This is a genomic window from Streptomyces sp. R28, from assembly GCF_041052385.1.
Classification (GTDB): Bacteria; Actinomycetota; Actinomycetes; order Streptomycetales; family Streptomycetaceae; genus Streptomyces.
Genome location: NZ_CP163439.1, coordinates 6,271,139 through 6,293,633, shown reverse-complemented (window position 1 = coordinate 6,293,633; position 22,495 = coordinate 6,271,139). Strand labels below are relative to the sequence as shown.

Annotated in this window: 19 protein-coding genes; 5 read left to right on the top strand and 14 right to left on the bottom strand. The window is 69.2% G+C overall.

The genetic code is table 11. From position 1 onward, the window contains the following. Positions 1–170: 170 nt before the first annotated feature. The 4 genes from fahA (at position 171) to AB5J49_RS28215 (ending at position 3,821) form a co-directional block, all read left to right on the top strand. Entirely contained in the window at positions 171–1,394 is a 1,224-nt protein-coding gene (fahA, locus tag AB5J49_RS28230) for a fumarylacetoacetase (protein WP_369171596.1), read from the top strand. 159 nt (positions 1,395–1,553) lie between these two features. Then, positions 1,554–2,303, top strand: a complete 750-nt coding sequence (locus AB5J49_RS28225) for a hypothetical protein (protein ID WP_369171595.1) — start codon at positions 1,554–1,556, stop codon at positions 2,301–2,303. Then, positions 2,300–2,677 carry a GntR family transcriptional regulator gene (locus AB5J49_RS28220; RefSeq protein ID WP_369171594.1) on the top strand — a complete coding sequence of 126 codons (378 nt, stop codon included), beginning with the start codon at positions 2,300–2,302 and terminating at the stop codon, positions 2,675–2,677. The genes AB5J49_RS28225 and AB5J49_RS28220 overlap by 4 nt, the downstream gene beginning before the upstream one ends. Positions 2,678–2,882: 205 nt before the next feature. Next, the gene (locus AB5J49_RS28215; RefSeq protein WP_369171593.1) at positions 2,883–3,821 is read left to right on the top strand and encodes a M56 family metallopeptidase; all 939 of its coding nucleotides are present in this window, start codon (positions 2,883–2,885) and stop codon (positions 3,819–3,821) included. Between the two features lie 56 nt (positions 3,822–3,877). Here AB5J49_RS28215 and recQ read toward each other — a convergent pair whose 3' ends face one another. Further along, on the bottom strand, positions 3,878–5,917 hold the full coding sequence (recQ, locus tag AB5J49_RS28210) for a DNA helicase RecQ (protein ID WP_369175290.1): 2,040 nt from the start codon (positions 5,915–5,917) through the stop codon (positions 3,878–3,880). A gap of 200 nt (positions 5,918–6,117) precedes the next feature. Between recQ and AB5J49_RS28205 the strand changes: the two genes are divergently transcribed. Continuing rightward, on the top strand, positions 6,118–6,720 hold the full coding sequence (locus AB5J49_RS28205; RefSeq protein ID WP_369171592.1) for a Uma2 family endonuclease: 603 nt from the start codon (positions 6,118–6,120) through the stop codon (positions 6,718–6,720). Positions 6,721–6,796: 76 nt separating this feature from the next. On the opposite strand, the gene nuoN is transcribed toward AB5J49_RS28205, so the two are convergent. The 13 genes from nuoN to AB5J49_RS28140 are packed head-to-tail and all read right to left on the bottom strand — an operon-like array spanning position 6,797 to position 22,480. Further along, positions 6,797–8,446, bottom strand: a complete 1,650-nt coding sequence (gene nuoN, locus AB5J49_RS28200; protein WP_369171591.1) for an NADH-quinone oxidoreductase subunit NuoN — start codon at positions 8,444–8,446, stop codon at positions 6,797–6,799. After that, on the bottom strand, positions 8,443–10,014 hold the full coding sequence (locus tag AB5J49_RS28195; RefSeq protein ID WP_369171589.1) for an NADH-quinone oxidoreductase subunit M: 1,572 nt from the start codon (positions 10,012–10,014) through the stop codon (positions 8,443–8,445). The genes nuoN and AB5J49_RS28195 overlap by 4 nt, the downstream gene beginning before the upstream one ends. A gap of 5 nt (positions 10,015–10,019) precedes the next feature. Then, positions 10,020–11,984 (bottom strand): NADH-quinone oxidoreductase subunit L, encoded by a 1,965-nt coding sequence (nuoL, locus tag AB5J49_RS28190; protein WP_369171588.1) that lies wholly within the window; start codon positions 11,982–11,984, stop codon positions 10,020–10,022. A 15-nt stretch (positions 11,985–11,999) separates the two neighbouring features. Next, positions 12,000–12,299, bottom strand: coding sequence for an NADH-quinone oxidoreductase subunit NuoK (gene nuoK / locus AB5J49_RS28185; protein ID WP_003998919.1), 300 nt, complete (start codon positions 12,297–12,299; stop codon positions 12,000–12,002). After that, positions 12,296–13,138: an NADH-quinone oxidoreductase subunit J gene (locus tag AB5J49_RS28180; protein WP_369171587.1), complete on the bottom strand. Its 843-nt coding sequence runs from the start codon at positions 13,136–13,138 to the stop codon at positions 12,296–12,298. The genes nuoK and AB5J49_RS28180 overlap by 4 nt, the downstream gene beginning before the upstream one ends. After that, positions 13,135–13,776, bottom strand: a complete 642-nt coding sequence (nuoI, locus tag AB5J49_RS28175) for an NADH-quinone oxidoreductase subunit NuoI (RefSeq protein ID WP_369171586.1) — start codon at positions 13,774–13,776, stop codon at positions 13,135–13,137. Before nuoI ends, AB5J49_RS28180 begins: the two co-directional genes overlap by 4 nt. Next, a complete protein-coding gene (gene nuoH, locus AB5J49_RS28170) occupies positions 13,769–15,133 on the bottom strand; it encodes an NADH-quinone oxidoreductase subunit NuoH (RefSeq protein ID WP_369171585.1) in 1,365 nt (454 codons plus the stop codon). The genes nuoI and nuoH overlap by 8 nt, the downstream gene beginning before the upstream one ends. Continuing rightward, entirely contained in the window at positions 15,130–17,634 is a 2,505-nt protein-coding gene (locus AB5J49_RS28165; RefSeq protein ID WP_369171583.1) for an NADH-quinone oxidoreductase subunit G, read from the bottom strand. Before AB5J49_RS28165 ends, nuoH begins: the two co-directional genes overlap by 4 nt. After that, positions 17,631–18,983 carry an NADH-quinone oxidoreductase subunit NuoF gene (gene nuoF / locus AB5J49_RS28160; protein ID WP_369171582.1) on the bottom strand — a complete coding sequence of 451 codons (1,353 nt, stop codon included), beginning with the start codon at positions 18,981–18,983 and terminating at the stop codon, positions 17,631–17,633. Before nuoF ends, AB5J49_RS28165 begins: the two co-directional genes overlap by 4 nt. Then, positions 18,980–19,852 (bottom strand): NADH-quinone oxidoreductase subunit NuoE, encoded by an 873-nt coding sequence (nuoE, locus tag AB5J49_RS28155; RefSeq protein ID WP_369171580.1) that lies wholly within the window; start codon positions 19,850–19,852, stop codon positions 18,980–18,982. Before nuoE ends, nuoF begins: the two co-directional genes overlap by 4 nt. After that, positions 19,849–21,171, bottom strand: a complete 1,323-nt coding sequence (locus AB5J49_RS28150) for an NADH-quinone oxidoreductase subunit D (RefSeq protein ID WP_274242086.1) — start codon at positions 21,169–21,171, stop codon at positions 19,849–19,851. Before AB5J49_RS28150 ends, nuoE begins: the two co-directional genes overlap by 4 nt. Next, the gene (locus AB5J49_RS28145; protein ID WP_369171579.1) at positions 21,168–21,929 is read right to left on the bottom strand and encodes an NADH-quinone oxidoreductase subunit C; all 762 of its coding nucleotides are present in this window, start codon (positions 21,927–21,929) and stop codon (positions 21,168–21,170) included. Before AB5J49_RS28145 ends, AB5J49_RS28150 begins: the two co-directional genes overlap by 4 nt. Continuing rightward, positions 21,926–22,480, bottom strand: a complete 555-nt coding sequence (locus tag AB5J49_RS28140) for an NADH-quinone oxidoreductase subunit B family protein (protein WP_369171577.1) — start codon at positions 22,478–22,480, stop codon at positions 21,926–21,928. Before AB5J49_RS28140 ends, AB5J49_RS28145 begins: the two co-directional genes overlap by 4 nt. Positions 22,481–22,495: the final 15 nt, after the last annotated feature.

Sequence of the window (22,495 nt, the reverse complement as noted above, 5' to 3'; positions counted from 1 at the left end):
TTCGTGCCTCCCGCGCCAGGGGCCGCCTGTACGTCGGACGAGTGCGGCGACCAGCAGATTCGTCGCCCTGGGCGACGCGAAACTCCGCACTGCCCAAGACAGGCGTCTCACCCGTAACGTGTGGCCCGACCACATGGCATACGGAGCGTATGAGAGTGAGGCAGCACCCCATGCCCCCCTTCGATCTCCCCGAGGGCGACCCCTTCGGCACGCACAACCTTCCGTACGGTGTCTTCTCCCTCCCCGGCACGGACTCCGCACGCCGGGTCGGCGTCCGGCTCGGCGACCACGTCCTCGACGCGGGCAAGGCGGCGTACGCGCTCGGCTCGCCCTACGCCCCGCTGCTCGCCCAGGACTCCCTGAACCCGCTGCTCGCCGCGGGCCGCACCACCTGGTCGGACGTACGGCGCGCACTGACGGCGTGGGTGACGGTCCCGGCCCACCAGGAGGCCATCGCGGACCTCCTCCACCCGCTGTCCTCGGTGACTCTGCACCTCCCCTTCGAGGTCGCGGACTACGTCGACTTCTACGCCTCCGAGAACCACGCCCGGAACGTCGGCCAGATCTTCCGCCCCGACGCGGCGGACTCCCTGACCCCCAACTGGAAGCACCTGCCGATCGGTTACCACGGCCGCTCGGGCACGGTGGTGGTGTCCGGCACGGACGTCGTACGACCCTCCGGCCAGCGCAAGGCCGCCGCCGATCCGGCCCCGGTCTTCGGCCCGTCGGTCCGCCTGGACATCGAGGCGGAGGTCGGTTTCGTGGTCGGCGTGCCGTCGGAGATGGGCAGGCCGGTGGCGCTGGGCGACTTCCGGGAGCACGTCTTCGGCCTCTGCCTGTTGAACGACTGGTCGGCGCGCGACCTCCAGGCCTGGGAGTACGTCCCCCTCGGCCCGTTCCTCGGCAAGTCCTTCGCCACGTCGGTGTCAGCCTGGATCACCCCGCTGGACGCCCTGGAGGAGGCACAGGTGGCACCGCCGGAGCGGACGCACCCGCTGCTGCCGTACCTGGACGACTCCGGCTCCGAAACGGAACCCGGCGGCTACGACCTGCGGATCTCCGTTTCGATCAACGGCCACGTGGTCTCCGAGCCCCCCTTCTCCACCATGTACTGGACGGCCGCCCAGCAACTCGCCCACATGACCGTGAACGGCGCCTCACTGCGCACCGGCGACCTTTACGGCTCGGGCACCGTGAGCGGCTCGACGGAAGGCCAGCGGGGGTCACTGCTGGAGCTGACGTGGAACGGGCGCGACGCCCTCGAACTCCCGGACGGCAAGCGGACGTTCCTGGAGGACGGCGATGTGGTGACACTGTCCGCCTGGGCTCCGGGGCAGGGCGGGGTTCGGGTGGGGCTGGGAGAGGTCACCGGGCAAGTTGTAGCAAGCAGTTGACACAAAGCCCCAGGAGGCCGCATCTTGTACTCACCACTTGATACAAGTGGTGAGTACAAGGTCGCGCACAAGTCTGCGTACCAGTCGTCTCCACGGGGGTCTGTGTCTCTCATGCTCGAACTCGGTTCGCGCCCTTCCGCGTCGGCACCCGCGTCCCGCGTGCCCGTCGACCGCTACGCCCGCTGGACCGGCCTGGCCGTCGGAGTGCTGGCCTCCCGCTGGCTGCAGCCCCTGAACGACGGGGAGGGCACCCTCTACGCCATCCTCGCCTTCGGCCTGTGCGCGGTGGCCGGAGTGCTGCTGGGCGACGCACTGACCGCGCCGCGCCGGGGCGCCGTACGCACGGCGGGCCTCACTCCACGCCGGGTCCGCGACTACGTGCCGCCCCGGATGACCCCCCTGCTGCTCGGCCTCGCGGCCGCACTGGTCGTCCTGCTGACGGCCGCGGCCGCGGTGGCGTCGCCGGACGACCTGGGCCGTGCAGGGCGCGCGCTCACGGTGACCTGCCGGGGCGTGACTCAGTCGCACTCCCCTTGGCCCGGCCTCTACTACGGCCTTCCCATCCTGGCCTCCCTCGCCCTCTCCACGGCCGCCTGCGGCTGGTCCCTGCGGCGCATCGCGACCCGTCCCGGCGACGAACAGTCCCGCCGCGACCGGACGTTGGCGATCGTCGCCGCCTGGGGCCTGGTGATCTCGTCGTCCCTGCTGGGCGCGGCATCGACGGCCTCGGGCGCGCTGATGAGCACGACCTGCGACGGTGCCGTGGGGACGGCCGCGAACGTGGTGCTGTGGCCGCTGGGCCTGCTGGCCCTGCTCACCGCGCCGTGGTGCCTGTTCACGATCATCTCGCCGCGGGCGACGGCATGGCGGGGCCGTCGGGCCGGCAGCAGCGGAACCGACCGCCGATGAGCGGGGCAGGCCTGCGCGTCGACACGACCAGCCCGGTCCCGCCGTACGAACAGATCCGGGCCCAGCTCGCCGCCCTGATCTCCACCGGCCGCCTTGCGGAGGGCGAACGCCTGCCGACGGTGCGGCAGTTGGCCGCCGACCTGGGTCTGGCCACGGGCACCGTGGCACGGGCGTACCGCGAACTGGAGGCAGCGTCCCTGATCCGCACCCGGCGAGGCGCGGGTACCCGCGTCGCCCCGCTCCCCACGGGCGTCCACCGCCCTGACCGAGCCGAACTGGCCGCACTGGCACGGCAATTCGCAGATCAGGCGCGTGCGCTGGGAGCGGACGACGCAGAGGTGGTGACGGCGGTCCGGGAGGCACTGCGCGCGTAGGCCGTGCCGCACAGCGACGCCAGGCGGCCGGTTGACGTCCATATCGGGGTGCGCATGGTGCCCGTCGGCGAGTTCGGCGGCTCTTTCCCGCTGACTCCGGCGACCGTCGCCGTCATACTGACTGGCGGCGGGTGGTGCGTTCATCGCCCACCGCCCCGTAAAGCCGCCCACGCACCTTCCCTGACCAGGATCCGGAGCCCTTGGCATGACCGTCTGCCTGCTCCTGTTGAGCATCGTCGCCCTGACGGCCGCCGTGCCCGTCCCCCGGGCACTGACCCGGGCCACCTGGCCCGAACAGGAACCCGTGGTCGCGCTCTGGGTGTGGCAGTGCCTGGTCGCCACCGTCCTGCTGTGCTGCCTGACGGCCCTGGCCCTGGGCACCGCCGCAGTCTTCGGAGCGGTGCGCACCCAGCTCTTCGCTCCGGCGCCGCCGTCGGTGACCGAGGCGTACGACCTCTCGGCCGCGCCCGCCTGGGCGGCCACCCTCAGCGTGCTGCTGGCCTGCGGGGCCGCCTGGACGACCGCGATGCTGGCCCGCGAGCTCGTCGAAGCGCGCCGGCGACGCGGCCAGGCCAGGGCCCACCTGCGCGAACGCGCCCCCGACCTGCCCGCAGGACTCGGCTCGGCGCGCGGCCCGCTCCTGGTGCTGGAGGACGAGTACCCCGACGCCTGGTGGATGCCCGGCAGCCCGCCCCAGCTGATCGTCACCACCGGCGCCCTGCACCGCCTGACCGACCACCAGCTCGACGCCGTCCTCACCCATGAACGTGGCCACGCCCAAGCTCGCCACGACTGGCTGCTGTACCTCTCCACCGCGCTTGCCACCGGTTTCCCCCGTATCCCGTTGTTCGCCCACTTCTGCGACCAGACCCACCGGCTCGTCGAACTGGCCGCCGACGACACGGCGTCCCGCCGCTGCGGTCACCTGACGACGGCACTGGCCCTGATCGAGCTCAACCAACACCGGGGCGTGCTCTCCTGCGCCTCCACCCACCGTCTCCTGGGCGAACGCGTCAACCGCCTCCTCCAGCCGCCGCCGCGCCTGGGCCGCCGCCACCGGGCCCTCACGACGACGCTGGCAGCGCTGGTGCCGCTGCTCCCGCTGCTGATCACGTTCGCTCCAGGGCTGACGGCGCTGGCCTGACCGTCCTGCCGAGCGGGCGTTCCCGCGCGGCACCTGCCGAGCTCCGCTGCCGACCTCTAGGCCCAGTCCTCCGGCTCCGGCTCCGGCTCCATCTCGGGCCAGTCGTCCTCCCCGAGACCCGCCCCGTGATCCGCCCCCGAAGCCCCTGGATCCGCCTCGGCCGACGACGACACCGCCGCCGCCGGCTCCCCACGAACCGAGCCCAACACTTCGAGCACCCCCTCCCCATACGTCACCAGCTTCTTCTCCCCCACGCCGCTGACGCCACCAAGCTCCCGCACTGTCGCGGGCCACACCGTCACGATCTCCCGCAACGTCGCGTCATGGAAGATCACATACGCCGGGACACCCTGCTCCCGAGCCTGCTCGGCGCGCCACGCCCGCAACGCCTCGAAGGCCGGCACCAGCTCCTCCGGCAGCTCGGCCACCGCGGCCTTCGCCTTGCGCTCACCACGCCCGGAGCCCGCGGAACCCGACGCCGAACGCGAGGTCGCCGGCTTCTTCGGCTCCTTGCGCAGCGGCACCTCCCGCTCCCGCCGCAGCACCGACCCACTGGCCTCCGTCAGCACGAGCGTCCCGTACTCCCCCTCGACCGCGAGCAGCCCCTGGGCCAGCAACTGCCGGATGACGCCCCGCCATTCGCCCTCGCCCAGCTCCTCGCCGATGCCGAACACGGACAACTGGTCATGATCGAACTGGATCACCTTGCCGGTGCGCCGCCCCAGCAGGATGTCGACGATCTGCAGCGCCCCGAACTTCTGCCCCCGCTCCCGCTGCAGCCGCACCACCGTCGACAGCACCTTCTGCGCCGCGACAGTGCCGTCCCAGGTCTCCGGCGGTGTCAGACAGGTGTCGCAGTTGCCGCAGCCCACCGGATCCGGGTCCTGGCCGAAGTAGGCGAGCAGCTGGCCGCGTCGGCACTGCGCCGTCTCGCACAGCCCCAGCATCGCGTCCAGGTGCGAGGCGGCCCGGCGCCGGAACGCCTCGTCGCCCTCGCCCGACTGGATCAGCTTGCGCTGCTGTATGACGTCGTTGAGGCCGTAGGCCATCCAGGCCGTGGAGGGGAGACCGTCACGGCCGGCGCGACCCGTCTCCTGGTAGTAGCCCTCGACCGACTTGGGCAGGTCGAGGTGGGCGACGAACCGCACGTCCGGCTTGTCGATGCCCATGCCGAAGGCGATGGTGGCCACCACGATCAGGCCCTCCTCCCGCAGGAACCGGGACTGGTGCGCTGCACGCGTGCCCGCGTCCAGGCCGGCGTGGTACGGCACCGCCTCGATGCCGTTGCGGCTCAGGAACTCGGCCGTCGCCTCCACGGACTTGCGGGACAGGCAGTACACGATGCCCGCGTCGCCCGCGTGCTCCTCGCGCAGGAAGCTCAGTAGCTGCTTCTTCGGGTCCGCCTTCGGCACGATCCGGTACTGGATGTTGGGCCGGTCGAAGCTCGCCACGAAATGCCGGGCACTCGGCATGTTCAGCCGCTGAGTGATCTCCTGGTGCGTCGCATGCGTGGCCGTCGCCGTGAGCGCGATCCGCGGGACGTCCGGCCAGCGCTCGCCGAGCAGCGAGAGGGCCAGATAGTCGGGGCGGAAATCGTGGCCCCACTGGGACACGCAGTGCGCCTCGTCGATCGCGAACACCGCGATCTTGCCGCGCGACAGCAGGTCCAGCGTCGAGTCCAGCCGCAGCCGCTCCGGTGCGAGGTAGAGCAGGTCCAGCTCGCCCGCCAGGAACTCCGCCTCCACCACCCGCCGCTCGTCGAAGTCCTGCGTGGAGTTCATGAACCCGGCCCGCACACCGAGCGCCCGCAGCGCGTCCACCTGGTCCTGCATCAGCGCGATGAGCGGCGAGACGACGATGCCGGTACCCGGTCTGACCAGGGAGGGAATCTGGTAGCACAGCGACTTGCCGCCACCGGTCGGCATGAGCACCACGGCATCGCCGCCCGCCACCACATGCTCGATGACGGCTTCCTGCTCACCCCGGAAGGCGTCGTACCCGAAGACCCGGTGCAGCGCGGCCAGCGCCTCGCCACCGCTCGCCTGTGCCGCCTCGGTCACCCTTGGCATCTCACTGATCCCACCCGTCGCACCCATCGCCATGTCCCCCGTACGTCGTCCCTCGACCACTGCATCCACGATAGGGGCCACGACCGACAGTCCCGGAGTTATCCACAGGTCGCTCCGCACGCCCTGCGTCAAGGACACGGCCGTCGTTCACACGTTCGCGGGAGACCTGCCCGTTTCCGGCGGATAGTCTGAGTGCACCGGCGAGACTCCGTCCCATAGGAGCACTGATGAGCGTCGCACCGAAGGCGTCCACGCCCAGCTGGCCGACCCCGCCGGAAGGCGGCTGGACCGCCGACGACCTGGACCGCCTCCCGAATCTTCCTCCGCACACGGAACTGATCGACGGGAGCCTGGTCTTCGTGAGTCCGCAGACCCTCTTTCACGAACGCGCTGTTGACTTCTTCAAATGGCAGCTCCAGTCCCTGGCCCCGGCGGAGTTCGAAGTCATCCGCGAGTTCACGATCGACATCGACCGCCAGAACCGGCCCGAGCCGGATGTGATCGTCGTGCGCGAGGACGTCGTGGAGGACTCGGAGCAGACGCGGTTCCCGGCGGAAGCGGTCCTCCTGGCCATCGAAGTCGTCTCGGCCGACTCCGTGTCCCGGGACCGCGAGACCAAGCCGCTGAAGTACGCCCGCGCGAAGATCTCCCACTACTGGAGGGTGGAGAACGAGAAGGGCCGCGCGGCGGTGCACGCCTTCGAGCTGGAGCCCACGACCGGTACGTACACCAGCGTGGGAATCTTCCGCGAGCGGATGAAGGTGGACGTTCCGTTCCCCGTCGACCTGGACCTGACCCAGATCAAGACGCGCCGCGACAAGGAACAGTAGCCCCACACACAGCACAGCGGCCCGACACCCCAGAGGGAGCCGGGCCGCTGCTGTATGGGCAACAGCGAGCGCCTCGTCAGCGCACGAACACCCCCGCCGTACTCGCGAGATCCAGGAAGTACTGCGGCGCCACGCCCAGCACCAGCGTGACCGCCACGCCCACCCCGATCGCCGTCATCGTCAGCGGCGACGGCACGGCGACCGTCGGCCCCTCCGGGCTCGGCTCGCTGAAGAACATCAGCACGATGACGCGGATGTAGAAGAACGCCGCGATGGCGGACGAGATCACACCGACCACGACCAGCGGGCCGGCCCCGCCCTCCGCCGCCGCCTTGAACACGGCGAACTTCCCGGCGAAGCCGGAGGTCAGCGGAATGCCCGCGAACGCCAGCAGGAACACCGCGAACACGGCCGCGACCAGCGGCGAACGGCGGCCCAGACCGGCCCACTTGGACAGGTGCGTCGCCTCGCCGCCGGCGTCGCGCACCAGCGTCACCACCGCGAACGCGCCGATGGTCACGAAGGAGTACGCACCCAGGTAGAAGAGGACGGACGACACTCCGGACGGCGTGGCCGCGATGACACCCGCGAGGATGAAGCCCGCGTGCGCGATCGACGAGTACGCCAGCAGCCGCTTGATGTCGGTCTGCGTGATCGCGACGATCGCACCGCCCAGCATGGTGACGATCGCCACGCCCCACATGACCGGCCGCCAGTCCCAGCGCAGACCGGGCAGCACGACGTACAGCAGACGCAGCAGCGCACCGAACGCCGCCACCTTCGTCGCCGCCGCCATGAACCCGGTCACCGGCGTCGGCGCGCCCTGGTAGACGTCCGGCGTCCACATGTGGAACGGCACCGCGCCCACCTTGAACAGCAGGCCCATGACGATCATCGCGGCGCCGACCAGCAGCAGCGCGTCGTTGCCCATCGTGTCCGCGAGCGCCGGGCTGACGTCCGGCACCGTACCGTCGACGACCTGCGCGATCGTCGCGTACGACACGGAGCCCGCGTAGCCGTACAGCAGCGCGATGCCGAACAGCGTGAACGCGGACGCGAAAGCACCCAGCAGGAAGTACTTGACCGCGGCCTCCTGCGACATGATCCGCTTGCGGCGGGCCAGCGCGCACATCAGGTACAGCGGGAGCGAGAAGACTTCCAGGGCGATGAACAGCGTCAGCAGGTCGTTGGCCGCCGGGAAGATCAGCATGCCGGCGACCGCGAACATCAGCAGCGGGAACACCTCGGTGGTGGTGAACCCGGCCTTCACGGCGGCCTTTTCGCTGTCACTGCCCGGCACGGAGGCAGCCTGTGCGGCGAAGGAGTCGACCCTGTTGCCGTGCGCCGCCGGGTCGAGTCGCCGCTCGGCGAAGGTGAACAGGCCGACAAGGCCCGACAGCAGGATCGTTCCCTGGAGGAACAGGGCCGGTCCGTCGACGGCGATCGCGCCCATCGCGGCGATGCCCGCCTTGGTGGTGGCGTACCCGCCGGCCGCCAGCGCCACGACTGCGGCGAAGGCCGCGACCAGCGCCACGACGCAGAGGAACACCTGCGCGTAGTAACGCGCCTTGCGCGGGACGACCGCCTCGATCAGCACTCCGACGATCGCCGCGCCGACGATGATCAAAATGGGCGACAGTTGTCCGTACTCGATCTTCGGCGCGTCGATCTTCGAGATCGGGTCGGCCGCGGTTGTCCACAGGCTGTGGACGACTGATGCGCTCACTTGGCCGCCTCCACCTCGGGCTGGGGGTCCTTCTTCTGTACGTCGGACATGGTCTGCTGGACCGCCGGGTTGACGATGTCCGTGACGGGCTTCGGGTAGACGCCCAGGAAGATCAGCAGTACGACCAGCGGAGCGACGACCACGAGTTCACGCACCCTGAGGTCGGGCATCGCCGAGACCTCGGGCTTCACCGGGCCCGTCATCGTCCTCTGATAGAGGACGAGGGTGTAGAGCGCGGCAAGCACGATGCCGAAGGTGGCGATGATGCCGATCACCGGGTAACGCGTGAACGTGCCCACCAGGACCAGGAATTCACTCACGAACGGTGCCAGTCCCGGCAGCGACAGGGTCGCCAGACCGCCGATCAGGAAGGTGCCGGCGAGCACCGGGGCGACCTTCTGCACACCGCCGTAGTCAGCGATGAGCCGCGAGCCGCGCCGCGAGATCAGGAAGCCGGCCACCAGCATCAACGCGGCCGTGGAGATGCCGTGGTTGACCATGTAGAGCGTCGCACCGGACTGGCCCTGGCTGGTCATCGCGAAGATGCCCATGATGATGAAGCCGAAGTGCGAGATCGACGCGTACGCGATCAGGCGCTTCATGTCCCGCTGGCCGACCGCGAGCAGTGCCCCGTAGATGATGCTGATCACCGCCAGCACGAGGATGGCGGGCGTCGCCCACTTGCTCGCCTCCGGGAACAGCTGGAGGCAGAAGCGGAGCATCGCGAAGGTGCCCACCTTGTCGACGACCGCGGTGATGAGGACGGCGACCGGTGTGGTGGCCTCCCCCATGGCGTTGGGCAGCCAGGTGTGCAGCGGCCACAGCGGCGCCTTCACCGCGAAGGCGAAGAAGAAGCCGAGGAACAGCCAGCGTTCGGTGTTCGTCGCCATGTCGAGCGTGCCGTTGGCGCGGGCCTCGGCGATCCCCTGGAGGCTGAAGTTCCCGGCGACGACATAGAGGCCGATCACCGCGGCCAGCATGATCAGACCGCCGACCAGGTTGTAGAGCAGGAACTTCACGGCTGCGTACGAGCGTTGCGTCGACGCCACCTTCTCGCCGTGCTCGTGGGCACGGTCCCCGAAACCGCCGATGAGGAAGTACATCGGGATGAGCATGGCCTCGAAGAAGATGTAGAAGAGGAAGACGTCGGTGGCCTCGAAGGAGAGGATCACCATCGCCTCGACGGCCAGGATCAGGGCGAAGAAGCCCTGCGTCGGCCGCCAACGGCTACTGCCGGTCTCCAGCGGGTCGGCGTCGTGCCAGCCCGCGAGGACGATGAACGGGATCAGCAGCGCCGTCAGCGCGATCAGCGCCACCGCGATGCCGTCCACGCCGAGCTCGTAACGGACCCCGAAGTCCGCGATCCAGGAGTGGGACTCGGTGAGCTGGTAGCGGTCGCCGTCCGGGTCGAAGCGGACCAGGACGGTGATCGCGAGGACGAGCGTGGCGAGCGAGAAGAGCAGCGCCAGCCACTTCGCGGCGGTGCGCTGGGCGGCCGGTACGGCGGCCGTGGCGATCGCCCCGATCGCCGGGAGCGCCGCCGTCGCTGTCAGCAGAGGAAAGGACATCGGTATCAGACCGCCCTCATCAGCAGGGTCGCGGCGATGAGGATCGCCGCACCGCCGAACATCGAGACCGCGTACGACCGCGCGAAGCCGTTCTGCAGCCTGCGCATCCGTCCGGACAGGCCGCCCATCGAGGCCGCTGTGCCGTTGACGACGCCGTCGACCAGGGTGTGGTCGACGTACACCAGGGAGCGCGTGAGGTGCTCGCCGCCGCGCACCAGGACGACGTGGTTGAAGTCGTCCTGGAGCAGGTCGCGCCGGGCGGCCCGGGTGAGCAGCGACCCGCGCGGGGCGACGGCCGGGACCGGGCGGCGGCCGTACTGGGCGTAGGCGATGGCGACGCCGATGACCATGCATGCCACCGTCGCGCCGGTGACCACTCCCGCGCTGATCGGCGGGTTGCCGTGGGAGTGCCCGGTGATGGGCTCCAGCCAGTGCACGAAGCGGTCGCCGATGCTGAAGAACGCACCGCCGGCCACCGACCCGACGGCCAGCACGATCATCGGGATCGTCATGACCTTGGGCGACTCGTGCGGATGCGGCTCCGCGTGCTCGCCACGCGTCTCGGCGGCGGGCTCCACACTGGGCTCGGCCGGGGACGGGGTCGGAGTCTTGCGCCAGCGTTCTTCTCCGAAGAACGTCATCAGCATCACGCGCGTCATGTAGAACGCCGTGATGGCCGCGCCCAGCAGCGCGCAGCCGCCCAGGATCCAGCCCTCCGTGCCGCCCTTGGCGAACGCCGCCTCGATGATCTTGTCCTTGGAGAAGAAGCCGGACAGACCGGGGAAGCCGATGATGGCGAGGTAGCCGAGGCCGAAGGTGACGAAGGTGACCGGCATGTACTTGCGCAGGCCGCCGTACTTGCGCATGTCGACCTCGTCGTTCATGCCGTGCATGACGGAACCGGCGCCGAGGAACAGCCCGGCCTTGAAGAAGCCGTGCGTCACCAGGTGCATGATCGCGAAGACGTAGCCGATGGGGCCGAGGCCCGCGGCGAGGATCATGTAGCCGATCTGCGACATGGTCGAGCCGGCCAGCGCCTTCTTGATGTCGTCCTTCGCGCAACCGACGATCGCACCGAAGAGGAGCGTGACGGCACCGACGATGGTGACCACCAGCTGCGCGTCCGGCGCGGCGTTGAAGACGGCGCCGGAGCGGACGATCAGGTAGACGCCCGCGGTCACCATGGTCGCGGCGTGGATGAGGGCCGAGACCGGGGTCGGGCCCTCCATCGCGTCCCCGAGCCAGGACTGCAGCGGCACCTGGGCGGACTTGCCGCAGGCGGCGAGCAGCAGCATCAGGCCGATGGCGGTGAGCTTGCCCTCGCTCGCGTCACCGACCAGGCCGGGCTCCCCCTCGCCGCCGAGCACCGGCCCGAAGGCGAAGGTGCCGAACCACAGGAACATCAGCATGATCGCGATCGACAGGCCCATGTCGCCGACGCGGTTGACCAGGAAGGCCTTCTTCGCGGCCGTGGCGGCGCTGGGCTTGTGCTGCCAGAAACCGATCAGCAGGTAGGAGGCGAGACCGACGCCCTCCCAACCGACGTACAGCAGGAGGTAGTTGTCGGCGAGGACGAGCAGCAGCATCGCCGCGAGGAACAGGTTCAGATAGCCGAAGAAGCGGCGGCGCCGCTCGTCGTGCTCCATGTACCCGACCGAGTACAGGTGGATCAGCGAGCCGACGCCGGTGATCAGCAGCACGAAGGTCATCGACAGCTGGTCGAGGCGGAAAGCGACGTCCGCCTGGAAGCCCTCGACCGGGATCCAGCTGAACAGGTGCTGGGTGAGGGTGCGGTGTTCGGCGTCCTTGCCCAGCAGGTCGGCGAAGAGGATCACGCCGAAGACGAAGGAGACGAACGACAGGAGCGTGCCGATCCACTGGCCGACGGCGTCGAGACGCCGGCCGCCGCACAGCAGTACGGCCGCTCCGAGCAACGGCGCCGCGATCAGCAGCGCAATCAGGTTCTCCACGATTCTTCCGACCCCTTAGAGCTTCATCAGGCTGGCGTCGTCGACCGAGGCCGAGTGGCGGGAACGGAACAGCGACACGATGATCGCGAGCCCGACCACGACCTCGGCGGCGGCGACGACCATCGTGAAGAAGGCGATGATCTGGCCGTCGAGATTGCCGTGCATCCGGGAGAAGGCGACGAGCGTGAGGTTGCAGGCGTTGAGCATGAGCTCGATGCACATGAAGACAACGATCGCGTTACGCCTGATCAGCACGCCGGTGGCGCCGATCGTGAACAACAGGGCGGCGAGGTAGAGGTAGTTGACGGGGTTCACTTCGACGCCTCCTCGGGCCGCTTGAAGGTCGACGGCTCGATCGCGGTCCGCTCCAGCCGCTCCTCCGCACGCTGCTCCAGGGCTTTGAGGTCGTTGAGCGCCTCGGTGGACACGTCACGGATCTGGCCGCGCTCGCGCAGCGTCTTGCTGACCGTGAGGTCGGAGGGGGTGCCGTCGGGCAGCAGGCCCGCGATGTCGACCGCGTTGTGCCGGGCGTACACGCCGGGCGCCGGCAGCGGCGGGACGTGCTTGCCTTCGCGGACGCGCTGTTCGGACAGCTCGCGCTGGGTCTTGGCGCGCTCGGTGCGCTCGCGGTGGGTGAGCACCATGGCGCCGATGGCGGCCGTGATCAGCAGGGCACCGGTGATCTCGAAGGCGAACACGTACTTGCTGAAGAGGAGGACCGCGAGTCCTTCCACATTGCCGTTCGCGTTCGCCTGGGCGAGGCCGTTGAACTCCGTGATCGAGGCGTTGCCGATACCTCCGACCAGGAGGATGCCGAAGCCCAGGCCGCAGAGAAGGGCCAGCCAACGCTGGCCCTTGATGGTCTCCTTCAGGGAGTCCGCGGCCGTGACGCCGACGAGCATCACCACGAACAGGAACAGCATCATGATCGCGCCGGTGTAGACGACGATCTGCACGATTCCCAGGAAGTAGGCGCCGTTGGCGAGGTAGAAGATCGCCAGGATGATCATGGTCCCGGCCAGACAGAGCGCGCTGTGCACGGCCTTCTTCATGAAGACGGTGCACAGAGCGCCGATGACGGCGACGGTGCCGAGGATCCAGAACTGGAAGGCCTCTCCGGTGGAGGTGGAGTAGGCGGCGAGCTGCCCGGTCATCGGCCGATCACCTTCCCGGACGCCGGTTCGTCCTCGCCGAAGGTCGTGGCGGCCTCCTGCGGGACCTCGCCGTTGGAGAGGGCCACCTGGCGCTCGGTGCCCGGCGCGGCCTCCGTCACCAGGCCCCGGTAGTAGTCCTGCTCGTCCGTCCCCGGGTAGATGGCATGGGGGCTGTCGACCATGCCGTCCTCGAGTCCGGCGAGCAGCTGCTCCTTGGTGTAGATGAGGTTGGCGCGGCTGGAGTCCGCGAGCTCGAACTCGTTGGTCATCGTGAGCGCGCGCGTGGGGCACGCCTCGATGCACAGGCCGCACAGGATGCAGCGGGCGTAGTTGATCTGGTACACGCGGCCGTACCGCTCGCCCGGCGAGTAGCGCTCCTCGTCGGTGTTGTCGGCGCCTTCCACATAGATGGCGTCGGCGGGGCAGGCCCAGGCGCACAGCTCGCAGCCGACGCACTTCTCCAGGCCGTCCGGATGGCGGTTGAGCTGGTGCCGTCCGTGGAAGCGGGGAGCGGTGGTCTTCTGCTGCTCCGGGTACTGCTCGGTCAGCCGCTTCTTGAACATGGCCTTGAAGGTCACGCCGAAGCCTGCGACGGGGTTCATGAAACCGGGCTTGGTCTCCTTGGGCTCCTCAGCCATCGGACGCCTCCTTTCCATCCAGAGATCCGTCACTCTGAGTATCGGGCCCACCACTGACAATCAGTTCCCGCTCGCGGTGCGAGCGGCGCCGAGGCACCGGCGGAAGCTCCTGTCCGGGCAGTGGAGGTACGGGGAATCCGCCGGCCATCGCGTCGAAGCCGGCGGGTTCCTCGACGGGTTGCGCGCCCGCTTTCGTCCGCTCACGGAACATGTCCGCGACGAAGGAGAGGAGCAGCAGCGCGAGGACGCCGCCACCGACGTAGAGGGCGATGTCGGCGAAGTCGTAGTTCTCGTTCCGAAGAGTCCGCACGGTCGCGACGAGCATCAGCCAGACGACGGAGACCGGGATGAGGACCTTCCAGCCGAGCTTCATCAGCTGGTCGTAGCGGACGCGGGGGAGCGTGCCGCGCAGCCAGATGAAGAAGAACAGCAGCAGCTGGACCTTGATCACGAACCAGAGCAGCGGCCACCAGCCGTGGTTCGCGCCCTCCCAGAAGGCGCTGACCGGGTACGGGGCCCGCCAGCCGCCCAGGAAGAGCGTCACGGACACGGCCGAGACCGTCACCATGTTCACGTACTCGGCGAGCATGAACATCGCGAACTTGATCGACGAGTACTCGGTGTTGAAGCCGCCGACCAGGTCGCCCTCGGACTCAGGCATGTCGAAGGGGGCGCGGTTGGTCTCACCGACCATCGTCACGATGTAGATCAGGAAGGAGACCGGCAGCAGGACGACGTACCAGCGGTCCTGCTGCGCCTCGACGATCGCCGACGTCGACATCGACCCGGAGTAGAGGAACACCGAGGCGAAGGCTGCGCCCATCGCGATCTCGTACGAGATCATCTGCGCACAGGAACGCAGGCCGCCGAGCAGCGGATAGGTGGATCCGGAACTCCAACCCGCAAGCACGATGCCGTAGATGCCGACCGAGGCGACCGCGAGGATGTAGAGCATCGCGATCGGCAGGTCGGTGAGCTGCATCGTGGTGCGCTGGCCGAAGATCGAGATCTCGTTGCCGGCCGGGCCGAAGGGGATCACCGCGATCGCCATGAAGGCCGGGATGGCCGCGACGATCGGCGCGAGGACGTAGACGACCTTGTCCGCGCGTTTGACGATGACGTCTTCCTTGAGCATCAGCTTGATGCCGTCGGCGAGCGACTGGAGCATGCCCCAGGGGCCGTGCCGGTTGGGGCCGATGCGCAGCTGCATCCAGGCGACGACCTTGCGCTCCCAGACGATGGAGAACAGCACGGTCACCATCAGGAAGGCGAAGCAGAACACCGCTTTGATGACGACCAGCCACCAGGGGTCGCGGCCGAACATCGAGAGGTCTTCAGCTGCCAGGAACGGGCTCATGCCTCCACCTCCTGAGGGGCATCGGTCGCGAGGGTCGCAGGGCCGATGCGGACGAGCGCGCCGGGAAGCGCCCCGGCGTCGGAGGCGACACCACTGCCCACGGAGTTCAGCGGGAGCCACACCACCCGGTCGGGCATCTCCGTGATCTGCAGCGGGAGTTCCACGACTCCGGCGGGGCCGGTCACTGCGAGGACATCGCCGTCCTTGACGCCGGCCTCGGCGGCCGTGGCGGTCGACACGCGCGCGTGGGCGGCGTGCCGGGTGCCGGCGAGCGCTTCGTCGCCGGCCTGGAGGAGGCCCTGGTCGAGCAGCAGCCGGTGGCCGGCCAGGACGGCCTCACCGGCGGCCGGTCGCGGCAGCTGGGCCGCGATCTCCCGGGGGTCGGTGGCCCGCGGTCCGTCCCATGCGCCGAGCCGGTCGATCTCCGCGCGCGTGGTGCGCAGATCCGGCAGACCCAGGTGTACGTCCATGGCGTCGGCCAGCATCTGCAGCACGCGCGCGTCGGACGGGGCCCGGCGACGGGTCATCTGGTCGGGCTTGAGCGCGGCCTCGAAGAAGCGCACCCGGCCCTCCCAGTTGAGGAAGGTTCCCGCCTTCTCGGCGACCGCGGCGACGGGCAGCACGACATCGGCGAGCTCGGTCACCTCACCGGGCCGCAGCTCCAGCGACACCACGAAGCCGACCTCGGCGAGCGCCTCACGCGCGCGTGCCGGATCGGGCAGGTCGGCGACCTCGACGCCCGCGACCAGCAGGGCCTGGAGTTCGCCGGTCGCGGCGGCCTCGACGATCTGGCCGGTGTCGCGGCCGTAGCGATGCGGGAGTTCGGACAGGCCCCACACGGCGGCGACCTCGTCACGCGCGCGTGGGTCGGTCGCGGGGCGTCCGCCCGGCAGCAGCGACGGCAGCGCCCCGGCCTCGACGGCCCCGCGCTCCCCCGCCCGGCGCGGAATCCACACCAGCTGAGCGCCGGTCGCGGACGCGGCCCGTACGGCGGCGGTGAGCCCGCCCTCCACAGCGGCCAGCCGCTCACCGACGACGATCACCGCACCCTCGGTGCGCAGCGCCTCGGCGGCCTTCGCCCCGTCCCCCTCCAGGCCGACCCCGCTCGCGAGTGCGTCCAGCCACTCGGTCTCGGTGCCGGGAGCGGCGGGCAGCAGCGTGCCGCCGGCCTTCTCCAGACCGCGCGTGGAGTGCGTGGCGAGCGAGAAGACCTTCTGGCCGTGCTTGCGCCAGGCTTTGCGCAGCCGCAGGAAGATGCCGGGCGCCTCCTCCTCGGCCTCGAACCCGGCCAGCAGGACGGCCGGCGCCTTCTCCAGGAAGGTGTAGGTGACGCCCGTACCGTCGAGGTCGCGGCCGTGACCGGCGACCCGCGCGGCGAGGAAGTCGGCCTCCTCGCCGCTGTGCACGCGCGCGCGGAAGTCGATGTCGTTGGTGTCGAGCGCCACGCGCGCGAACTTGCTGTACGCGTAGGCGTCCTCAATGGTGAGGCGGCCGCCGGTCAGGACGCCGGTCCGGCCTCGTGAGGCGAGCAGCCCCTGGGCCGCGATCTGCAGGGCCTCCGGCCAGGAGGCCGGTTCGAGGTCGCCCTCGGCGTTGCGCACCAGAGGCGTCTGAAGCCGGTCGCGCTGCTGGGCGTACCGGAAGGCGAACCGTCCCTTGTCGCAGATCCACTCCTCGTTGACCTCGGGGTCGTTGGCCGCGAGGCGCCGCATGACCTTGCCGCGCCGGTGGTCGGTGCGCGTCGCGCAGCCGCCGGAGCAGTGCTCGCACACCGAGGGCGAGGAGACGAGGTCGAAGGGGCGGGAGCGGAACCGGTACGCCGCCGAGGTCAGCGCGCCGACCGGGCAGATCTGGATGGTGTTGCCGGAGAAGTACGACTCGAAGGGGTCGCCCTCACCGGTGCCGACCTGCTGCAGCGCGCCGCGCTCGACCAGTTCGATCATCGGGTCGCCCGCGACCTGGTTGGAGAACCGGGTGCAGCGGGCGCACAGCACGCACCGCTCGCGGTCGAGCAGCACCTGCGTGGAGATCGGGACGGGCTTCTCGTACGTCCGCTTCCTTCCCTCGAAGCGGGACTCGGCGTGCCCGTGCGACATGGCCTGGTTCTGCAGCGGGCACTCGCCGCCCTTGTCGCAGACCGGGCAGTCCAGCGGGTGGTTGATGAGCAGGAGCTCCATCACACCCTTCTGGGCCTTCTCGGCGACCGGCGAGGTGAGGTGGGTCTTCACGACCATGCCGTCCGTGCATGTGATCGTGCAGGACGCCATCGGCTTGCGCTGGCCCTCGACCTCGACGATGCACTGGCGGCAGGCGCCGGCCGGGTCGAGGAGCGGGTGGTCGCAGAAGCGGGGGATCTCGATGCCGAGCTGCTCGGCGGCCCGGATGACCAGGGTGCCCTTGGGCACGCTGAGCTCCACACCGTCGATCGTCAGCGAGACGAGATCTTCCGGCGGGACCGCCGCCCCTCCCCCTCCCGAGGGAGCATTGGTGGTCACGGTCATGCGTTCACCTCCGTGCGGTGATCGGCCCAGGCCGTCGACTTGGCCGGGTCGAAGGGGCAGCCGCGGCCCGTGATGTGCTGCTCGTACTCCTCGCGGAAGTACTTCAGCGAGGAGAAGATCGGCGAGGCGGCACCGTCGCCGAGGGCACAGAAGGACTTGCCGTTGATGTTGTCGGCGATGTCGTTCAGCTTGTCGAGGTCGCTCATCACACCCTTGCCGGCCTCGATGTCGCGCAGCAACTGCACAAGCCAGTACGTGCCTTCACGGCAGGGCGTGCACTTGCCGCAGGACTCGTGGGCGTAGAACTCGGTCCAGCGGGTGACGGCGCGTACGACGCAGGTCGTCTCGTCGAAGCACTGGAGCGCTTTCGTGCCGAGCATGGAACCCGCGGCGCCCACTCCTTCGTAATCAAGAGGGACATCGAGGTGCTCGTCGGTGAACATCGGCGTCGAGGAGCCGCCCGGTGTCCAGAACTTGAGGCGATGGCCGGGGCGCATCCCGCCGCTCATTTCGAGGAGCTGGCGGAGTGTGATGCCAAGCGGGGCCTCGTACTGGCCGGGGCTGGCGACATGGCCGCTGAGCGAGTAGAGCGTGAAGCCCGGGGACTTCTCGCTTCCCATCGACCGGAACCAGTCTTTGCCCCGATTCAGAATCGCGGGAACCGACGCGATCGACTCGACGTTGTTCACAACAGTCGGGCAGGCGTAGAGACCTGCCACCGCAGGGAAGGGGGGACGAAGCCGCGGTTGACCACGGCGGCCTTCGAGCGAGTCGAGCAGTGCGGTCTCCTCACCGCAGATGTACGCGCCCGCGCCCGCGTGCACGGTGAGTTCGAGATCGAGCCCACTGCCCAGGATGTTCTCGCCGAGGTAGCCCGCCGCGTAGGCCTCGCGCACGGCCTCGTGCAACCGCCGCAGCACGGGAACGACTTCACCACGCAGATAGATGAAGGCATGCGAAGACCTGATGGCATAACACGCGATGACAATGCCCTCGATGAGGCTATGCGGGTTCGCGAAGAGGAGCGGAATGTCTTTGCACGTTCCGGGCTCCGATTCGTCGGCGTTGACAACTAGATAGTGCGGTTTTCCATCACCCTGCGGAATGAACTGCCATTTCATTCCCGTCGGGAATCCCGCCCCGCCGCGCCCGCGCAGACCGGAGTCCTTGACATACGCGATCAGGTCGTCCGGCGACATGGCGAGCGCCTTGCGAAGGCCCTCGTACCCTTCGTGCCTTCGGTAGACGTCCAACGTCCAGGACCCGTCCTCGTCCCAGAAGGCCGACAGCACGGGTGCGAGCAGCTTCTCGGGGCTGGTGTCTTTCAGCTCGGGTGCCAAGGTCATCACTCCCCCTCCTCGGCGGCAGGACCTGCCGGGTGGGCCGGGTCGGATGCCGATGTGTCCTGCGGCGCGTCATGCGAACTGAGGTGCTCGGTCGGAGACGGCTCGTGCACCGCGCCGCCCTGCGGCTCGTCATGAGGGCCGCCGTCCCGCGGATGGACCACGCGCGCGGGTGCGGTCTCTCCCTTGGCCAGGCGGAGGCCCACCAGCGAAGCCGGTCCCGCACTGCCGCTTGCCTCGACGGCCCCGGGCCGCTCGTCGGGGAAGCCGGCCAGGATCCGCGCGGTCTCCTTGAAGGTGCACAGCCGCGCTCCGCGCGTCGGCTCGACGGCCCGCCCCGAGCGCAGGTCGTCGACGAGGCGCTTGGCACTCGAGGGGGTCTGGTTGTCGAAGAACTCCCAGTTGACCATCACGACCGGCGCGAAGTCGCAGGCCGCGTTGCACTCGATGTGTTCCAGGGTGACCTTGCCGTCGTCGGTGGTCTCGCCGTTGCCGACGCCCAGGTGCTCCTGGAGCTCTTCGAAGATCGCGTCACCGCCCATCACCGCGCACAGGGTGTTGGTGCAGACGCCCACCTGGTAGTCACCGCTCGGCTTGCGCCGGTACATGGTGTAGAAGGTGGCGACCGCGGTCACCTCGGCCGTGGTCAGGTGCAGCATGTCCGCGCAGAACCGCATCCCGGTGCGCGTGACATGTCCCTCCTCCGACTGCACGAGGTGCAGCAACGGAAGGAGGGCGGACCGGGAGTCCGGGTAGCGGGCGATGACGTCGCGCGCGTCCCGCTCGAGCCGTTCTCGAACGTCGTCCGGGTATGCGGGCGCGGGCAGTTCGGGCATGCCCAGGCTGACGCCCCGCTCAGAAGAAGAGGTGGTCACCGGTCGACGCCTCCCATCACGGGGTCGATGGACGCGACGGCGACGATGACGTCGGCGACCTGGCCGCCCTCGCACATCGCCGCCATGGCCTGCAGGTTGGTGAAGGACGGGTCGCGGAAGTGGACCCGGAAGGGGCGGGTGCCGCCGTCGGACACGGCATGCACCCCGAGCTCGCCCTTGGGCGACTCGACGGCCGCGTACGCCTGTCCCGGCGGGACGCGGAAGCCCTCGGTGACCAGCTTGAAGTGGTGGATCAGGGCCTCCATGGAGGTGCCCATGATCTTCTTGATGTGGTCGAGGGAGTTACCCAGTCCGTCCGGTCCCAGGGCGAGCTGGGCGGGCCAGGCGATCTTCTTGTCGGCGACCATGACGGGGCCGGGCTGCAGCCGGTCCAGGCACTGCTCGACGATGCCGAGAGACTGGCGCATCTCTTCCAGGCGGATCAGGAAGCGCCCGTAGGAGTCGCAGGTGTCGGCGGTCGGGATCTCGAAGTCGTACGTCTCGTAGTCGCAGTACGGCTGTGCCTTGCGCAGGTCGTGCGGCAGGCCGGTGGAGCGCAGGATCGGGCCGGTGGCGCCGAGGGCCATGCAACCGGCCAGGTCGAGGTAGCCGACGTCCTGCATGCGGGCCTTGAAGATGGGGTTCCCGGTGGCGAGCTTGTCGTACTCCGGGAGGTTCTTCTTCATCTTCTTCACGAACTCGCGGATCTGGTCCACCGCGCCGGGCGGCAGGTCCTGGGCGAGTCCGCCGGGGCGGATGTACGCGTGGTTCATCCTGAGGCCCGTGATGAGCTCGTAGATGTCGAGAATCATTTCACGATCACGGAATCCGTAGATCATGATCGTGGTGGCGCCGAGTTCCATGCCGCCGGTGGCGATGCACACCAGGTGGGAGGAGAGCCGGTTCAGCTCCATCAGGAGCACCCGGATGATCTTGGCGCGCTCGCTGATCTGGTCCTCGATGCCGAGGAGTTTCTCGACGGCGAGACAGTAGGCGGTCTCGTTGAAGAAGGACGTCAGGTAGTCCATGCGCGTCACGAACGTGGTGCCCTGCGTCCAGGTCCGGTACTCGAGGTTCTTCTCGATGCCGGTGTGGAGATAGCCGATGCCGCAACGGGCCTCGGTGACCGTCTCGCCGTCGATCTCCAGGATCAGGCGGAGCACACCGTGGGTGGAGGGGTGCTGCGGACCCATATTGAGGACGATGCGCTCGTCGTCGGCGCGGGCCGCGGCCTGGACGACCTCGTCCCAGTCGCCACCGGTGACCGTGTAAACGGTGCCCTCGGTGGTCTCACGGGCGGATGCTGACTGCGTGCTCACGAGTACGACCTCCGCTGGTCCGGAGCCGGGATCTGGGCGCCCTTGTACTCGACGGGGATGCCGCCGAGCGGATAGTCCTTGCGCTGCGGGTGGCCCTGCCAGTCGTCCGGCATCATGATCCGCGTCAGGGCGGGGTGACCGTCGAAGACGATGCCGAAGAAGTCGTACGTCTCGCGCTCGTGCCAGTCGTTCGTCGGGTACACCGAGACGAGCGAGGGGATGTGCGGGTCGCTGTCGGGGGCGCTGACTTCGAGGCGGATCAGCCGGTTGTGGGTGATCGAGCGCAGGTGGTAGACGGCGTGCAGCTCGCGGCCCTTGTCGCTGAGGTAGTGGACGCCGCTGACGCCGGTGCACAGCTCGAAGCGCAGGGCCGGGTCGTCGCGCAGGGTGCGGGCGACGCGGACCAGGTGCTCGCGCTCGATGTGGAAGGTGAGTTCGCCGCGGTCGACGACCGTCTTCTCGATGGCGTTGTCGGGGAGGAGTCCCTGCTCCTCCAGTGCGCCCTCGAGTTCGTCGGCGACCTCGTCGAACCAACCCCCGTAGGGGCGGCTCGCCGGTCCCGGGAGTCGGACCGAGCGGACCAGTCCGCCGTAGCCGGAGGTGTCGCCGCCGTTGGTGGCGCCGAACATGCCGCGCTGGACGCGGATCTCCTCGCCTCCCTGGCCGCGCTGGCCGGGGAGGTTGGAGGCGGAGAGGTCCTTCTCGGGGTTGACCCCGTTCGACCCGTTCGCCCCGTTGGTGCCGTTCGCGTCGGTCACCGCAGCAGCCCCTTCATCTCGATCGTGGGCAGGGCCTTGAGCGCCGCTTCCTCCGCCTCGCGGGCCGCTTCTTCGGCGTTCACCCCGAGCTTGGAGGACTGGATCTTCTCGTGGAGCTTGAGAATGGCGTCCAACAGCATCTCGGGCCGCGGCGGGCAGCCGGGGAGATAGATGTCGACCGGGACGATGTGGTCGACGCCCTGCACGATCGCGTAGTTGTTGAACATGCCGCCCGAGGAGGCGCAGACCCCCATGGAGATCACCCACTTGGGGTTCGGCATCTGGTCGTAGACCTGCCGGAGCACCGGCGCCATCTTCTGGCTGACCCGGCCGGCGACGATCATCAGGTCGGCCTGGCGTGGCGAGCCGCGGAAGACCTCCATGCCGAAGCGCGCCAGGTCGTAGCGGCCGGCGCCGGTGGTCATCATCTCGATGGCGCAGCAGGCGAGGCCGAAGGTGGCCGGGAAGACGGATGCCTTGCGCACCCAGCCTGCGGCCTGCTCGACGGTGGTCAGCAGGAATCCGCTCGGCAGCTTTTCTTCGAGTCCCATGTCGTTAAAGGCCCC

Excerpts from the sequence above, each read along its gene's own strand:
- AB5J49_RS28180 (WP_369171587.1), bottom strand. The coding sequence starts at position 13,138 with ATGACCGGGCAGCTCGCCGCCTACTCCACCTCCACCGGAGAGGCCTTC.
- AB5J49_RS28165 (WP_369171583.1), bottom strand. The coding sequence starts at position 17,634 with ATGACCGTGACCACCAATGCTCCCTCGGGAGGGGGAGGGGCGGCGGTC.
- fahA (WP_369171596.1), top strand. The coding sequence starts at position 171 with ATGCCCCCCTTCGATCTCCCCGAGGGCGACCCCTTCGGCACGCACAAC.
- AB5J49_RS28140 (WP_369171577.1), bottom strand. The coding sequence starts at position 22,480 with ATGGGACTCGAAGAAAAGCTGCCGAGCGGATTCCTGCTGACCACCGTC.
- nuoH (WP_369171585.1), bottom strand. The coding sequence starts at position 15,133 with ATGAGCCCGTTCCTGGCAGCTGAAGACCTCTCGATGTTCGGCCGCGAC.
- AB5J49_RS28220 (WP_369171594.1), top strand. The coding sequence starts at position 2,300 with ATGAGCGGGGCAGGCCTGCGCGTCGACACGACCAGCCCGGTCCCGCCG.
- recQ (WP_369175290.1), bottom strand. The coding sequence starts at position 5,917 with ATGGGTGCGACGGGTGGGATCAGTGAGATGCCAAGGGTGACCGAGGCG.
- AB5J49_RS28195 (WP_369171589.1), bottom strand. The coding sequence starts at position 10,014 with ATGTCCTTTCCTCTGCTGACAGCGACGGCGGCGCTCCCGGCGATCGGG.
- nuoI (WP_369171586.1), bottom strand. The coding sequence starts at position 13,776 with ATGGCTGAGGAGCCCAAGGAGACCAAGCCCGGTTTCATGAACCCCGTC.
- AB5J49_RS28215 (WP_369171593.1), top strand. The coding sequence starts at position 2,883 with ATGACCGTCTGCCTGCTCCTGTTGAGCATCGTCGCCCTGACGGCCGCC.
- AB5J49_RS28205 (WP_369171592.1), top strand. The coding sequence starts at position 6,118 with ATGAGCGTCGCACCGAAGGCGTCCACGCCCAGCTGGCCGACCCCGCCG.